Here is a 14,287-nt window from a genome sequence, read left to right on the forward strand (position 1 = left end):
CAGACCTCGCCTCAGCGCCGCGCCGGTGACCTACTTGTGGGCTTGGACCGCATCCGCACGGACCGGTACCTGAAAGAACTCCTGGCCCAGTGCCCCGATCCACTGCCCTACCAAGCCGTGTTCAGCGTCAGCAGAAACCGCTATCCGGGACGTCGATGCTGCCACCGGCTTAGAGTGCCTTCCATACCCACGGTTTCGGTATTTGCCCACGCACGCAAGCAATTCGATGCTTCGCTTGTTGCGCCGCACTCTCATTCGCTGCTGCTCGCTCTAACGCGAACCCCACCCAACGCAGCTCTTGGATATCGGCGAAGAGTCTGAAGTCCGACCAATCTGTGATGTCCTGGCCGCCATAAGCGTTCACGAGCGACAGGTAGTCAGCGGCGGGAATCCGCGCGAAGTCGGTGTAGTCGACGGCGAGTTGAATGAGATCCCATCCCGGTCGGCCAACCGACACCTTGTCCAAATCCAGGACGATGGGAGGGCCCGATGGCGGCACGACCAGGTTGCCTTGCCAGGCATCACCATGAATCACCACGAGCCGTAACGGATCCTGCAGCCCGTCATATTGCTGGTGTAGTTCGTCGTATCGCGTCAGCAGCCACCTTCGGCCATCGTCGTCCACCGTGCCCGCCGTCACCAATCGTTCGCGAAGATCACCGAACGGGTCGTAACTCGGCAGCGCAAAATCGGCCGGTGGTGTCAACGAATGCAGTGCTCGCAGCATTGCTCCCAGTTCGGCAGGGGTGGCGGGCCGATGATCCGGGATGAGACGCCACCAGGTGACGGGTCGGTCGTCGACAACGATCGGTTGAGACAGTTCCGATACCGTCTCCACGGTCGGGATGCCAGAACTGTTGAGCCACTGCGACACTCGCAACTCGCGCTCAGCATTCTCCAGGCTGCCCGGTCTCCCGATCCGCGCCACGATGTCACCGACGCGGTAAATGGCGTGGGATCCCTCGCGGATCACCTTCGGCTCATTCAGGGCAAGTCCAGCTTGTCGGGCAGCCTTCGCCAGTGTTGCCTCGGATGACGATGTGGCGTTCATAGCGCTGCTTTCGCCGCAGATCGGCGGGTAATGACCTCGCACAGTTCCACGACGTCGCTCATTCGCCGGTGACGAGACGAAGCAGCGGCCAATCGCTGCAGTTCCTTGTGGATGCGATGGGAATCGAATTGGATCGCCTGCGTGGCGGCGCGGGTTCCGAGGGCGACTGCTTCTTTCGGGTCGCCGAGCTGCATGGTCAGGGTAGCCAGTCGGGTGAGCGAGAACGTCTGGGAACGGGGGTATTCCGCGGCTTGAAGTTCGACGGCTTGTCGAATCCTATAGGCTGCCAACTCGATTCGGTGGCGGGTCCGCGCGATCGGGATCAGGGCCTTGCCGGTGCTGCCGAGGTGCTCGGCCTCGTCGTAGAAGCACAGCCAGGGGGCGTCGGTGGCGGGGCTGCGCTGGGCAAAGTACTCGTCGGCGCATGCTACCTCGGAGAGCGCTTCGTCAGGTCGTTCCATGGAGGCCAAGTATTGGGCGCGCAAGGCGCTGAGCATGGCGCGTGTTGTTGCGGAGAGTCGGTCGGATCGCACTTGGGCCAGCTCGATGAGCGACAATCCGCCATCAGGGTTGCCGATATACGCCAGCTTGCGTGCCATGTCGGCCAGTGTGCTGGCGCGCAGTTCCCATGATCCGGCTGTGTCGGCGCACCATAATGCGAGCCGGAACCTTCGCTCCGCCGCCGCGTGATCGCCGATGTCGAAGGCGGCATACCCAGCGACGCTGCCGAAGTTTCCGATCGCTTCGAGCAGGGCCCGGCGGGTGCCTGGCGACGTTTTTCCATCGAGTAGGCGGACGAAGCGGCCAAGTTGTCTGCCCGCGACAAGGCTGATCGAGCCGCCACCACGTAGGTTCTCCGCCGAAGCGATTGTGCGCGTGGCAGTTTGGACGTCGATTACCTCGGTTGTGCCGACACAGCGGATCGGCTTGTCGTCGGCGTTAGGTCCGAAATAGTGGGCGGGACCGATGCCTGGATCGAAAGGGCTGAACAGGTTTGTCGCGAGCAACCCGTCTGGCTGTGCCACTGCTTCGCGTCGCCGACGATTCGGTACGAAGCCCAGTTCACTGTCGGTGGCGTGCAGGATGGCGCGGAAGGCTTCCCGGTAGAGCTCGTTGGGCCAGCGGACAGTGCCGCGCTCGTAGCGGGCGATGGTGTGGGCATCGAGTTCGCGCCGCTGACCGTGCTGGCGCCAGATGTAGGTGTTGACGGCCTCGGCCAGCTCGGCGCGGCCCATTACCTGACCAGGTGTCACCCGCGACGGTGTGGCTTCCCGTCGCTGCTGGAGTTGCACGTTTGGTTGCATGCGTCCCTTGCTGGTATCGGTCGCAGCTCAGTCTATCCAGCGGCACCGACGCTGAGTCGGGGCAGACTATCTGCCCCGTAACTTGCCCTCTTTTAGAAGCGTCGCGTGCGTGAGGCTGGAATAACGGCTCCGATCTGGCGGAGGCGTCAAGCACAACGTGATCAGTTGGGGGATCCAATGAGACCATGCGAATCGGTCCGAGGTGCTCTCGGTGCGGCACCGGTGTCGCGTATCGTCCGCCCAGACGTTGAACCCGGGTGGCGCACATCGCGCCGTGTCGCTGACCGCAGCACAACTCTGCGCGCCGGTGTCGTGGGCCTCGGGCGCCAGGCAATCAATGATCATCTACCAGCACTCATAGCCTCGCACCACGTTGAACTGGCCGCCGTCTGTGATGAGGATGCGAATGTCGTGCGTGAGCAGGAAACATTGCATCAGGTGCCCGGCTTCGCCGATTACCGCGAAATGTTCGAAGCCGAGGCGCTCGACCTCGTGGTGGTTTGCGTGCCGCACGATGTCGGTCGGGCGGTGATCGAGTGTGCCGCGGAGCATCGGGTGCACGTGCTCAAGGAGAAGCCGTTCGCCACCGATCTTTTCGAGGCCATTGAACTGGCGCAGTTGTGCGATCGATCCGGTATCGAGCTGATGGTTACGCTGCAACGGCGATTCAATCCGATCTATTCGAGCTTCCCACAGCTCGCCGACCAGGTCGGCACACCGTTTCTGATCGACGCCCGCTACACCGTGCATGTCGATGACCCGTCGGAGGGCTGGCGCGGGCAGACCGCCAAGGCGGGCGGCGGATGCGTGATCGACATGGGCTACCACCTCATCGACCTACTTGTCTGGTACTTCGGATTGCCCGACAGCATCACAGCCGAGCTGTCGGTCGGTGCGCGACCGGACCGGCGTTACGACGCCGAAGACACTGCGCTCGTTCACTTTTCCTATGACAGCGGCCTCTACGGTTCGTTGCTGCTTTCGCGGTTCATCGGGCCGAAGACCGAGGAGATCCGGCTCGTCGGATCTGACGGCGTCGTGCATCTGGAGCGTGGCCGTATCCGCCGGCTAACCAACAGCGGCGAGGTCATCGAGTCGCTGCATCGTGAACAAGCCTGGCCCTCGGCCGCGGCCTGCCAGATCGACTACTTCCACCGCGTCATCGACGGCACCCGACCAAACCTCAGCGGTCCCGCCGAAAACCTCGCTCACATGGCCTTCGTCGCCGCGTGCTACGACGCCGCACGTACCCACTCCCACGTCAATCCGAAGGAGCTGTTGTGACTTCACCACTGGCGCTGCTCGGCGGCCCGCCCGTCATATCCGAAGCAGCACCGCACTTTTCATGGCCACCACTGACCGAGGAAACCAGCATCGCCATCCTCGATCAGCTCGACGAGGGCATCTCGATCTACGACCGCTCCGGTGTCATCGCCCGACTCGAAGACGCACTCCAGCACTACTTCGGTGCCCGCTACGCCATCCTCGCCAGCTCAGGCACCGCTGCGCTGTATTCGATGCACGCCGCCTGTGGCATCGGGCCCGGCGATGAGGTGATCGTGCCCGCCTATACCTTCTTCGCCACCGCCACACCACTGCTGCACTTAGGCGCCACGCCCGTCCTGGCCGACTGCGACACCAACGGCAACCTCGATCCGATCGACGTGCCGCGACGCATAACCGAGCGCACCAAAGCCATTGTGGTAACCCATATGTGGGGAATGCCCGCCCAAATTCGACGCCTGAAAACAGTGGCAGACGCTTTTGGCCTGCTACTGCTCGAAGACGCTTCCCACGCTCACGGGGCAAGCATCGGTGAGAAGAAGCTCGGCACGTTCGGACAAGCCGCCGCTTTCAGCATGAACGGGCCAAAACCGCTGTCAGCCGGGGAAGGCGGCTTCATCCTCACCGACGACGAGCAGGTGTATCACCGCGTCTTGCTGCACGGCCAATACAACAGGCGTTGCCGAAACGAAATCCCAGCGCATTCAGACCTCAGTCGCTACGCCGTCACAGGCATGGGACTCAAACATCGCATCCACCCACTGGCCGCAGCCCTTGCGCTGGAACAACTTTCACATCTGGATGACTACCTCGCCGGGCGCCATCGCATCGCCGAGCACATCCACGACGAACTCCAGCGCGAACCGGGACTGACCATCACTTGGCACGAACCACACACACGACCAGCCTGGTACGGACTCACCATCCTCTACGACAGCGAATTCTTCGACGACGTGCCAGTCGAACGCTTCCACGCCGCGCTGCAGGCCGAGGGCTGCCACGAGTTCGACCGGCCCGGATCGACCTGCCCACTCAACCTCCTGCCGCTCTTCCAGGAGCCAGGTCCACTGTTTCCGGCCTTCACCGGCAAACTGGCCTACGCTGCGGGCGATTACCCACGAGCCGAAGAGCTCCACCACACCACGCTCAAGCTCCCTGTTTGGCATCGAGACGAGGACCTGCCGCTCGTTGACCGCTACATCGAAGCCCTCTACAAAGTCATCACCCACCACGCCGACCTGAAAGGGTAGAACTCGATGATCGAGACAACACTGCTGGAGAAGTTGACGCGCGAAGCCGACCGGGACGAGGTGCAACAACTCGTTGTCGGTGCAGTCGTCCAACACGGCGGCAAAGTCCTACTGCTGCAACGCCCCGCCGACGACTTCATGGGTGGGATCTGGGAACTTCCCAGCGGCAAAGTCGACCCCGGCGAAGCCATCGACCAAGCCCTGATCCGGGAAGTCAAAGAAGAGACCGGCCTCGACGTCACCGCCATCACGAACTACCTCGGCGAGTTCGACTACCAATCCGGCAGCGGCAAAAAGAGTCGCCAGTTCAACTTCACCGTCGACGTCGAGCGCGCCGAGCCCGTGGAACTGACAGAACACGACGCATACACATGGACCAGCCTGGTCGAAGAACCACCAGTAACCGATGCTGTCAAGCAGATTCTCGCGCGATACCGCGAGATCTGAACGGACACAGGCAATTAAGCCGCGCAAAGGTGCGAAACTGGAGTCTCCACAACGCCAACAGCGCGCTCCTGCAACGGAGTGGGTCTGGTTGATGGCGTATGTCCGAGCTACTGGTCATCTCCGGAGTCTTCGATCACCGGCATCACCTCGGTGTCGTCATCTTCGCTCCACCACTGCCGCAGCCTCATCGGCGGTGCTGCACTCTTCGGTGCGTCATCGCCGAGCTCGTTCTCGTCGGACCCCCACGGATCGTCTCGCCTCGGCGCATATTGCCCACCGCGTGCCGCCCCCCTGCAGCTCCGTCGTCTTCCACCAGTAGCCCAGCCGAAAGCACACAGCCGTGAATACGACTGAACCGCCCCACGGGATGGCGACAAGCAGCGTTGGCATCGTTCAGGATTCGTCCTCGCATACGAGCAGATACGCCGCCTCCGCATGCACCGCGCAGTCATCCGGATGGTGGTAGCGGTGGATTCTGAGGAGCTGGTGAGCTCGTTCGCGGGTGAGTTCCATCAGGTGCACTTGGCACATGTATTCGGCCAGCACACCGTCGGCCTGAACGAATGTCCTGTGGTTGAGCGGGTTTGCCATCAGCGATCCGACCGGTCGTGCAGCCTGTTCGCCTGCGGTACGCCACCATCAGTGGTGGTCGTTCCCCGTGGCCGAATTGACCTCGGCGGAAACCCATTCACCGCTGTCTCCGGCAACCGCATCCGCCCAGCCCACACGTCGGCGACCAGCTGGTCGAGCGCTTCGATTTGTCGATTCAACTCCGCTGCATCATGTTCGGCATGAGCGGACTGATCCTGCCGCGTCACCATGAGCAGGTATTTCCACGCAAGCCAAGCCACCATCTCGCCATAGGACGACGGATTCGTCGGCGCGCCTGCCTCGACCGTCATCCCGCTGACGTGCCCACCTGCTTCACAGTCGATCAGCCGGGTCAGCAGTGACAAGTGCTCCTCGGCTGGAGCGCCGGTGTTGGGGTCGTGTTCGTAGACGTAGCGCCAGATCCCGATGTACTCACGGGCACAGCGCATTAGCACTGCGGTGGGTTCGTCCACGCCTGCGAAAACCCGGAGGAACGGCCCGGAGTCGGGCAGTGCTTGGTCAGGTGTCGCTTCGGCGGGTGGAAACGAGAAGAAAGTTGGTGCGCTTGGCGAGATCCCGAAAATGAAATGCAATGACGGCGGACGGTCGGGCGGCACTGCGGTGTCCCTTCGGGTTTGGTATCGAAGATTTGGGATGTCGGCTGGGACTGCCTTACTCCCAGAGTTCGGCGCACGGGAGGGGAGGCATGTCTGCGCTGAGGTGGTCGTCGACCGTGACGGCGAGCTCGAATTTCGGAAAGCTGCTCGCCAATTCGTCAGCGACGTTTTGTGCTTGCTCGGCGCTGGCTTTGTAATCCAGGGTGAGAGCGCCGGATTCGATGTGGATGTGGCGAATTCGGCGAGGCGGTGGTGGGATGTTCCGCTGGTGCGCCGTCACCACAATCACCGCAGTCTGTTCGCGGCTAGAACCATCCGGCCGGCTTCGACCAGAACTTGGAGCGCAGCAGCCTTGCGCAGGCACTGCTTCGCTGGGCACGCAACGTGGATCTGCATAATCCCGTGTGCTTGGGCGACCGTGAACGGCAGCATCGGCGCCTGGTGGGCACCTGCGTCGCACAGGGCGATGAGTTGGTACATGGCAAGGGAATTGGTAGGCATCGGGCATCGATTCCTTCCGGTGCAAGAAGTCAGCAAGGTCAGTCGGTGCCCGGCACCGGGGGTTTTCGCCACCGGCCCCGGCTCACAGGGGCCGATGCGCCGCCCGAGGGGTAACGGCGTCGGCCCGGTGCCGGGTACCGAAACCGACGGTAAGGCCACCAAAACGCTGGGTGGGCGCGGAAATTTAGGTTTCCGTTTTACTTATACGAAAAGCCATATATTCTGCGGTGGAACGGTTTTCGGGTGGACAGCTTGGGCAAATCAGCCGACAATTGGGGAAGCTGGATATGCATATGACAACCGGCGAAGTGATCCGTCGGATTAGGAAATCTATCGGGATGACTCAGGCAGAGCTGGGAGAGTTGCTCAACTTCTCCCAGCCCGCGATTTCGGGCTTGGAGCGCGGTGGCCCCGCCTCACACGACGTCCGTGTCCTGCGACTCGTCGCACGGGCGCTTCAGGTTCCGCTTGCCATACTGGTAGTGGAGTCGGACGAGGAGGCAGACGTGGACCGTCGCAACTTCTTCAGAGCAGGGGCACTCGGCGGCGCAGGCGCTGCCATGGTCGCGGCGAATGTTCCGGCCCACGCCGTGTCCTCCGGGGTGAAAGTCGGCGCCAGCGACGTAGCTGAAATCACTGGCAGCATTAGCCAGATTCACGAGTTGGATCTGGTTGTCGGCGGTGACCGGCTGTGCCATCTGGCGGCTGGCCAGGTGCGCTACGTTCAGCAACTGCTCGACACCGGTAGCTACAACGAGAACACAGGCAAAGCGCTGGCCACGGCCACAGCCGAGATGATGACCGCCGCGGGATGGGTGCACTACGACGCGGATCGCCGAAACGCCGCTCGCCGCTACTACGCGGACGCAGCCCAGACTTCCGCCGCATCAGGCGACGGTCTCGCCACGTCGCACGCATTGCTCAACGCCAGCATTATCGATCTCGATACAGACGGATTGCAAGGACGTCCAGGCCGTCAGCCCCGTCCGCAAGATTCAGTACATCTTACTCAGGCCGCACAGGAGGCTGCTCGTCGCAATGGTGGCCCGAAAGTGCGTGCGCTTGCGACACTTCGAGAGGCTCAAGCCTGCGGTGCAGCATTAGATCCGATCGCAATGGAGAAGGCGATTGGCCGTGCCCATCGCGCCTACGCATCTGGGCGAGGCCATGACCCGGACTGGGTGTGGTTGCCAGAGCCCGAGTTCAACGCGCTGACTGGGATTTCCTACATGGAGGCTGGCAACTACCAACAAGCGCAGACCTACCTGCAAGCCGCCATCGACGGGGCCGCCGCCTGGCCTCGGGAACGCGGTGCTTGGCACCTTTACCTCGGGCACAGCTATATCAAGGGCGGCGATGTCGCCCAAGGGTGTTCGCTGCTCACGACAAACTTCAACAGCATCATCAACGTCGCGTCCGCTCGACTGCAACGCAAATTGGATGCAATCACGACATTAGTACAGCCGCACGCGGCGGTCGCAGAGGTGAAGCAGTTCCTGGGGATGCGCGCAACACTCACCTGATACGGACGCGCCAGTTGAAGAGTTGCGCGAAAGGCAAGATCAGAGAAATGCGTTTCGAAGATCCTTTGAGTAAAGCGATTCCGGGCGAGTAATGCGACAAACATGTTGACGGGAGACGCAATCGCGACTCGCACTGTTTCAGCTGTCAATAGGTCCATATGTGCCCGACCTATCGGCCGAGTAGGCAGATTCGGGTGGTCGGTTTACCGCGTTGGCGACCACCTTCAGCGTCCCCACCTCGGCTCACCTTCGGCTGTCCTGGCACCTGATAACTCACGATCCGGCGACCGAAGCCGCTACCAGCACGTCGGTGAGGTTGGTTGTCAGGTCGGATCGTGCAGCACGGTCGTCTCACACCGCTCCTGCAAGCACGGTGACTTTGGCCGTGGTCGCTTTTCATTCACCGGGCAGTGCTGGGCACGACACCAGCCGTACCGGGCTTGCTCTTCCGCGCCCGATCACGAGTCCTTCAGCGCCGTTCGTGGGGCCTGGCTGTTGTCACCGAAAGAAGCAAGTCGATGAGCTGAGGTCCGGCGTAGGAAGCTCGTTGCGTCTGGTCTGGATCAGGATTCCTCCCGGCAGGCCATAGAAGATACCCTTGACGGCCGACCACGATTCACGAATCATGCGACCTCCCTTCGAGGTTCCCTCGCAACCGGATTCGAGCTGGTTAACGACACCGCTGATGTTTGCTTCCAGAAGGGGGAGACCAACAAGTACAACAAGAGCACTGCACACCGCTGCGGCCAGCAACGCCGTAAACGACGCTCCAGACCCGTACCACACGCAACGAACTTCCTACGCAGTCCGATTCTCAAGTTTGGACCCTCTGGGGTGTGCCTCCAGCGGGTAGCGAAATCGTATCCGATCGAGCTCGAATATCAAGTTCCCGCAGTCGATCTGCGCGCCCTGCGGACGCGCAACCCTGGTCAGTAGCGGCCTGCATTGTGATCCTGTGCCCCTCACACCTCAAGAGCGCCTACGGCGTCCCTACGAATGGGATCAGCTACGCCGACTCTTGACCTGTGAGCCTCCGCGCGTGACGGGCAGGTCTTATGGGGCAGGCGGGTAGCCAGCCCCCGGTGATTGCAACCCACCACCCGGGCCAATCTCGTGCCCTGTACGTGCACCTAACACCGGTGAGCAGCGGGCAAGAACGGTGATCGAGGGCGATACGGCCGAGTTGCCGAAGAAGGCGCAACACCCCTGACCTGGCGGGGCTCCGCGAAAGACTGTCGGAGTGACAGGATTTGAACCTGCGACCCTCCGCTCCCAAACCAGATCGGGTTCGTGATTAATGGCAGGTCTACTGGACGTCAGTTACCTATCCTTAGCGCATGAGTACCGCCGACCTCGCTCCCCGCTGCTGGTGGTGCGGAGGAATCGCTGATTCGCGCGAGCATCGGATCAAAGCATCGCAACTGAAGAAGATGTTCACAGATAGCGACCACCTCATCCTTGACGGGAAAGAACGTCCGACACGGCTGAATGGGCCGGGCGCGAAACCGATGCTCTTTCCGAAGGTTCTCTGTAGGCAGTGCAACAATGTGCGCAGTCAGCCGTTTGATGAAGCTTACGATAAGTTCATTCAACTCGTTTGGGATGATCCAGAATATTTTCGTTCCCGAAGTAGTTTGGACATGCAGGAACTATATCCTGAAGATCCTTTTGGTCCGCAGAAGTTGTGTCGATACTACATCAAGAACATAGCGTGCCGAATCGCGGAAGCGGGATTTGAAGTTCCTCCCGAGATGATTGATTTCATGGACGGCGCATCATATATGCCTAAAGCAATCATTGTGTTGTACAAGGATTTTTCGAATTATGACCAGTTTCAGCGCGCAGGCTTGAGCGGACACTACCCTTTCGCTAACCGTATGCACAGTCCCGAAAAGCCGAGTGTTGGCCCATTGGAAGGTTTTACGGCTGAGGTTCAGAACGGACCCATCGGCGCTCTATTCTGGTGGTGGCACGCGGAATGGAGTGCAGGTATTAATTTCTGTTCCCAGCGAGTTGTTCCGCTTCGTGAACGTACGGAACTTCCTCACCCGGAATTGCATCAAAGTGAATGGGATCGCGCCGATCAGATGAAGCGAGCACAAGATATTGTCGCGAGACAATCGTCGAGAAGTGGCAGGTCTGATTGATCGTCCAAAGAGGCGGGCTATTGTTTGCCCTCTCCAAAAGGGACTGGACACTTCCTGCCTCCATGGCCCCTCCTAGCTCGCCAAGCTGACGACAACGCTGACGACCGCGGTGCACATCGACCCGAGACCGACGTACCGAACGGCACACGATTCGCGCTGACCATCGAGCCTGCCCGTGCCTGGCAGTGTGGAGGCGCCAGGCCGTCCACAGACCGTCAGATGCCCGGAAGCCGTCAGATTCATCGAGAAGTGCCGAGGTGGATCATCGCAGTTCGCAACAGGTTTCAGCATGGAACCGGCAGGTGGCCCGAACCTGCTGCATGATCCTCGACATCTTCGAAGGCGCCAACGAAGTCCTGCAATAGGCCGTCGCTCGCGCCTCATCGGCCGACATCACCGGCTAACCCGCGATCGGGAGGTCGCGTGCGCGGCGCTGCAGACGAACATCCACTCGCTGACCGCACCCCGGGATGACGCGACCCGCTCCATCCGCCTGGCTCAGCTGTGGCCGGGCCGGCCTCGCGCCAGACCTTGGTCCGGTTTTGTCCGGTCCAACTCAAGCCAGGTCGGTGCCGCAGGATGCCCTCGCGAGTCCACCAGGCGTAGGCGACGTCACCGACCTAGCGGGGTCGCCCCAGACCACACCCGAATTCTTCTTCCGCCGACCGCTGATGCTGTATCGCGTTGCAACGGAGTCAGTTTCGCCTGCAAGTCGGCGAGCATCCCTCGGGTGAAGTCGGCTACGAGGTTGCCGATGTGGACAAGCTGTCCGGCGGGTTTGGCAACGACGAGCAGCAGCGACTCGATCCGGCCGCTTCTGTTCCCGACTCCCGGCTTCCAGCCGACAACCACCACTTCCCGGTAGTAGGAGTTTTTGACCTTCGTCCACAGCGAGCTGCGCCGGCCCGGCCGGTAGGCACCGTGTTGAACACGCAGGCATCGTCCGAATCCGCCATCAGTGGCGTAGATCTGGGATTTGGGGTTTCATGGAGGTTGGGGATGAATCGCGGATCGGGTCAGAATTGAGAGACGCATGTATTCGTTCCGCAATGGTCTGTCCTGCGCTCCTCGGCCGTCATTCATCGCAGCCCCACACACACAGCTTGATATCGGTTCATGCCGATGGCTCGACTTCGCTATGTTCTCGCGAGAACAGCTCAGCCCGAGGTGCTCTCACGTTCAGCCCGACACTGCCTTCGCGACGACTATGTCGAGGGCGAACTGGGACACGGTGTTTCGTTCGGGAAAGAGGGTGAACGGTAACCAGGTCTGGCTCGCTGCCGACGATGTTGCCGAACGGCATAGGGTTCCGGCCATTGTCCGATCTTGTCGGACCCGAACGACCCTGGTACCAATGAAATTAGCTTCTCAGAGCGTCTTACAGCACACACTGCCGCAGACACGCGCGGGCCAGACACCTGAGAAGGAGGGAACTCCGTTGAGGCGGACTCCCAATCATCATTACCGCGGCCTCGGATGGACGTTTCTCGCCCCGATGCCTGCCATCATCCCTCTTCCGAGACAAGCTGACTCGCGACTCCTGCTCGCCGCCATCTCTGCGCCGCCAGCCGTCGGCCTGTCCGGCACGAGACAGAGATTCAGCTTCCTCCAGGAGCTCCGTTGAACTCCGATGACGTGTGGCTCAGCACAGAAGAACTAGCCGCACGGCTCAAGATTCCGGCGAAGACGCTCGCAGTCTGGGCTTCTACTGGGCGGGGGCCCAGATATGCGCGGATAGGGCGATACCGGCGGTATCGGTTGAGCGATCTGCTCGCGTGGGAGCAGGAACAACTCGACAAGAGTGGACGGCCCGATCTCGATGCGTCGGCCGGTCGTGTACAGGACTCTCGACGTCGGCCACCGACGACGGAAGACCGCAGCCACCACCGGGACCAGTAAGCGCAGACAGCCGTTCTAGCTATCTTTCAGCAATCAACCAGCTCTTGTCTGCATTGCTGAGATCTAGCAGTTTGTGCGGTGGCTCAACCATCGAAACCGGACAGGCTCGATCACACACTCGGCGCACTCGCACGCTTCGCAAACTCCTCGCGCACGCACCGAAACCAGTCGTCCCGATCGAGGCCACCGCCTCCTCACCACCACACCCCCGCAGGAAGGACAAACGTTGCCCAGGCAATCGCTTCCGATCGGCACCTACGGCCGGATCACCTCCAAGCGGCAGCCGAACGGAAGCTGGCGTGCAACCACGCGCTACCGAGACGACGACGGCATCACCCGCACCGCGCACAAATTCGGCCCCACCAAAGGCCGAGCCGAAGACATTCTCCGTGAGTCCCTTACCCAGCGCACCGGAGCTCGGGGACGACTGATCACGCGGGACACGAAACTCACCGAGCTGGCCGACTTGTGGCTGGCGGAAAAGGTTCTGCAAGAAGGCATTACCGAGCAGACGCTGGACCTGTACCGGCGGGAGATCGTAGTGTCCACCGACCACCGGGCGAGCGAGAGAACCGTCAAGATCAAATCAGCGCTCGGCGGCCTGCGCCTATGGGAAGCCACCACCTCCCGCATCGACGCGCATCTGAAGCGGATCGTGCTCGACGGTCACCGGGAGAAGGCGCGGCGGCAGCGGGTCATCCTCTCCGAGATGATGAGCATGGCCGTCCGCCATGACGCCATCGACCGCAACCCGGTCCGCGAGGTCGCGGACCTTCCCCGCAAGCGCCAGAAACCGCGTGCAGCCGACATGGAGACCCTCACAGAGCTGCGCGCGCAGCTGCAGGCGTGGCTGGAGGGAAAGCAATTCGATGGCGCGCCCGCCTACACTCACGGCCCCAAACGCAACCCGCGGGTCCTCGACGTCGCCGACGTCGAACTCGGAACCGGCCCACGCCCCGGCGAAGCACTCGCCTTGCGCTGGGCCGATGTCGACCTGGACGACAAACCGGCGCGAATCACCTTCTCCGGCACAATTATCAGAATCAAAGGCAAAGGACTCATCCGCCAGGAATGGACCAAGACCGACTCCGGCTACCGGACAGTGGTCCTGCCGCAGTTCGTCGTCGACACCCTTCAGCGCGTCAAAGCCGAAGCAGTCGACAACGACCTGGACCTGGTTTTTCCGAACCGCGACGGCGGCATCTGGGACCCGCACAACTTCAACCGCCTGTGGCGCCAGGCCCGCGGCGAGAAGTTCGCCTGGGTGACACCCAAGACCTTCCGCAAGACCGTCGCATCCCTCATCGCCGACCAATACGGCCCCCAGGCCGCAGCCCAACAACTCGGCCACGCCAACGACTCGGTCACCAAGCGTCACTACATCGACCAACCGACCGAAGCACCCGACTTCACGGCGGCCTTGGGACGACTCTCACGCTGAAAACGTGTCATTTCCGTGTCGTTCGACCCCTGAAACGGACAAAACCAGGGTCGAACTGCTACGTTCGCCCTGGTCAAAGCTCCCCCATCTGGACTCGAACCAGAAACCTGCCGATTAACAGTCGGCTGCTCTGCCAATTGAGCTATAGGGGACTATCCTTTGGCTCGTCCGTACTGGGCGGGCCGAGGTGAAACTTTAGCGTATCGGCTGGCGCCTTCCCAAATCGCGTCTC

At 61.5% G+C, this 14,287-nt stretch carries 12 protein-coding genes and 1 tRNA gene; 7 read left to right on the forward strand and 6 right to left on the reverse strand.

The window, feature by feature from the left end; all coding sequences use genetic code 11:
- Positions 1 to 169: 169 nt before the first annotated feature.
- Together ACQP1G_RS35275 and ACQP1G_RS35280 are read right to left on the reverse strand one after the other, a co-directional pair.
- On the reverse strand, positions 170 to 1,051 hold the full coding sequence (locus tag ACQP1G_RS35275; protein ID WP_433194004.1) for a phosphotransferase enzyme family protein: 882 nt from the start codon (positions 1,049 to 1,051) through the stop codon (positions 170 to 172).
- Positions 1,048 to 2,355, reverse strand: a complete 1,308-nt coding sequence (locus ACQP1G_RS35280; RefSeq protein WP_433194005.1) for an XRE family transcriptional regulator — start codon at positions 2,353 to 2,355, stop codon at positions 1,048 to 1,050. Before ACQP1G_RS35280 ends, ACQP1G_RS35275 begins: the two co-directional genes overlap by 4 nt.
- 177 nt (positions 2,356 to 2,532) lie before the next feature.
- On the opposite strand from ACQP1G_RS35280, the gene ACQP1G_RS35285 reads away from it, so the two are divergent.
- From ACQP1G_RS35285 to ACQP1G_RS35295, 3 genes are read left to right on the forward strand one after another with little or no spacing between them, the layout of a single operon-like run.
- Positions 2,533 to 3,639, forward strand: a complete 1,107-nt coding sequence (locus ACQP1G_RS35285; RefSeq protein ID WP_433194006.1) for a Gfo/Idh/MocA family protein — start codon at positions 2,533 to 2,535, stop codon at positions 3,637 to 3,639.
- Positions 3,585 to 4,889, forward strand: coding sequence for a DegT/DnrJ/EryC1/StrS family aminotransferase (locus tag ACQP1G_RS35290; RefSeq protein WP_433194007.1), 1,305 nt, complete (start codon positions 3,585 to 3,587; stop codon positions 4,887 to 4,889). Before ACQP1G_RS35285 ends, ACQP1G_RS35290 begins: the two co-directional genes overlap by 55 nt.
- A gap of 6 nt (positions 4,890 to 4,895) precedes the next feature.
- The gene (locus tag ACQP1G_RS35295; protein ID WP_433194008.1) at positions 4,896 to 5,336 is read left to right on the forward strand and encodes an NUDIX hydrolase; all 441 of its coding nucleotides are present in this window, start codon (positions 4,896 to 4,898) and stop codon (positions 5,334 to 5,336) included.
- Positions 5,337 to 5,729: 393 nt separating this feature from the next.
- Here ACQP1G_RS35295 and ACQP1G_RS35300 read toward each other — a convergent pair whose 3' ends face one another.
- The 3 genes from ACQP1G_RS35300 to ACQP1G_RS35310 all read right to left on the reverse strand — a co-directional run bounded on the left by ACQP1G_RS35300 (position 5,730) and on the right by ACQP1G_RS35310 (position 6,824).
- Complete coding sequence (locus ACQP1G_RS35300; protein ID WP_433194009.1) at positions 5,730 to 5,927, reverse strand: hypothetical protein; 198 nt, start codon at positions 5,925 to 5,927, stop codon at positions 5,730 to 5,732.
- Positions 5,927 to 6,400, reverse strand: coding sequence for a hypothetical protein (locus ACQP1G_RS35305; RefSeq protein WP_433194010.1), 474 nt, complete (start codon positions 6,398 to 6,400; stop codon positions 5,927 to 5,929). Before ACQP1G_RS35305 ends, ACQP1G_RS35300 begins: the two co-directional genes overlap by 1 nt.
- 199 nt (positions 6,401 to 6,599) lie before the next feature.
- The gene (locus ACQP1G_RS35310) at positions 6,600 to 6,824 is read right to left on the reverse strand and encodes a hypothetical protein (RefSeq protein ID WP_433194011.1); all 225 of its coding nucleotides are present in this window, start codon (positions 6,822 to 6,824) and stop codon (positions 6,600 to 6,602) included.
- A 514-nt stretch (positions 6,825 to 7,338) separates the two neighbouring features.
- Here ACQP1G_RS35310 and ACQP1G_RS35315 point away from each other — a divergent pair.
- The 4 genes from ACQP1G_RS35315 (at position 7,339) to ACQP1G_RS35330 (ending at position 14,055) form a co-directional block, all read left to right on the forward strand.
- Positions 7,339 to 8,568 (forward strand): helix-turn-helix domain-containing protein, encoded by a 1,230-nt coding sequence (locus ACQP1G_RS35315; RefSeq protein WP_433194012.1) that lies wholly within the window; start codon positions 7,339 to 7,341, stop codon positions 8,566 to 8,568.
- 1,337 nt (positions 8,569 to 9,905) lie between these two features.
- A complete protein-coding gene (locus ACQP1G_RS35320) occupies positions 9,906 to 10,715 on the forward strand; it encodes a hypothetical protein (protein ID WP_433194013.1) in 810 nt (269 codons plus the stop codon).
- Positions 10,716 to 12,350: 1,635 nt separating this feature from the next.
- Entirely contained in the window at positions 12,351 to 12,614 is a 264-nt protein-coding gene (locus tag ACQP1G_RS35325) for a helix-turn-helix domain-containing protein (RefSeq protein ID WP_433209099.1), read from the forward strand.
- 226 nt (positions 12,615 to 12,840) lie between these two features.
- A complete protein-coding gene (locus tag ACQP1G_RS35330; protein WP_433194014.1) occupies positions 12,841 to 14,055 on the forward strand; it encodes a tyrosine-type recombinase/integrase in 1,215 nt (404 codons plus the stop codon).
- A gap of 79 nt (positions 14,056 to 14,134) precedes the next feature.
- Here ACQP1G_RS35330 and ACQP1G_RS35335 read toward each other — a convergent pair.
- Positions 14,135 to 14,207 (reverse strand) — tRNA-Asn (locus tag ACQP1G_RS35335).
- Positions 14,208 to 14,287 lie beyond the last annotated feature (80 nt).

Source organism: Nocardia sp. CA-107356 (assembly GCF_050946365.1).
Classification (GTDB): Bacteria; Actinomycetota; Actinomycetes; order Mycobacteriales; family Mycobacteriaceae; genus Nocardia.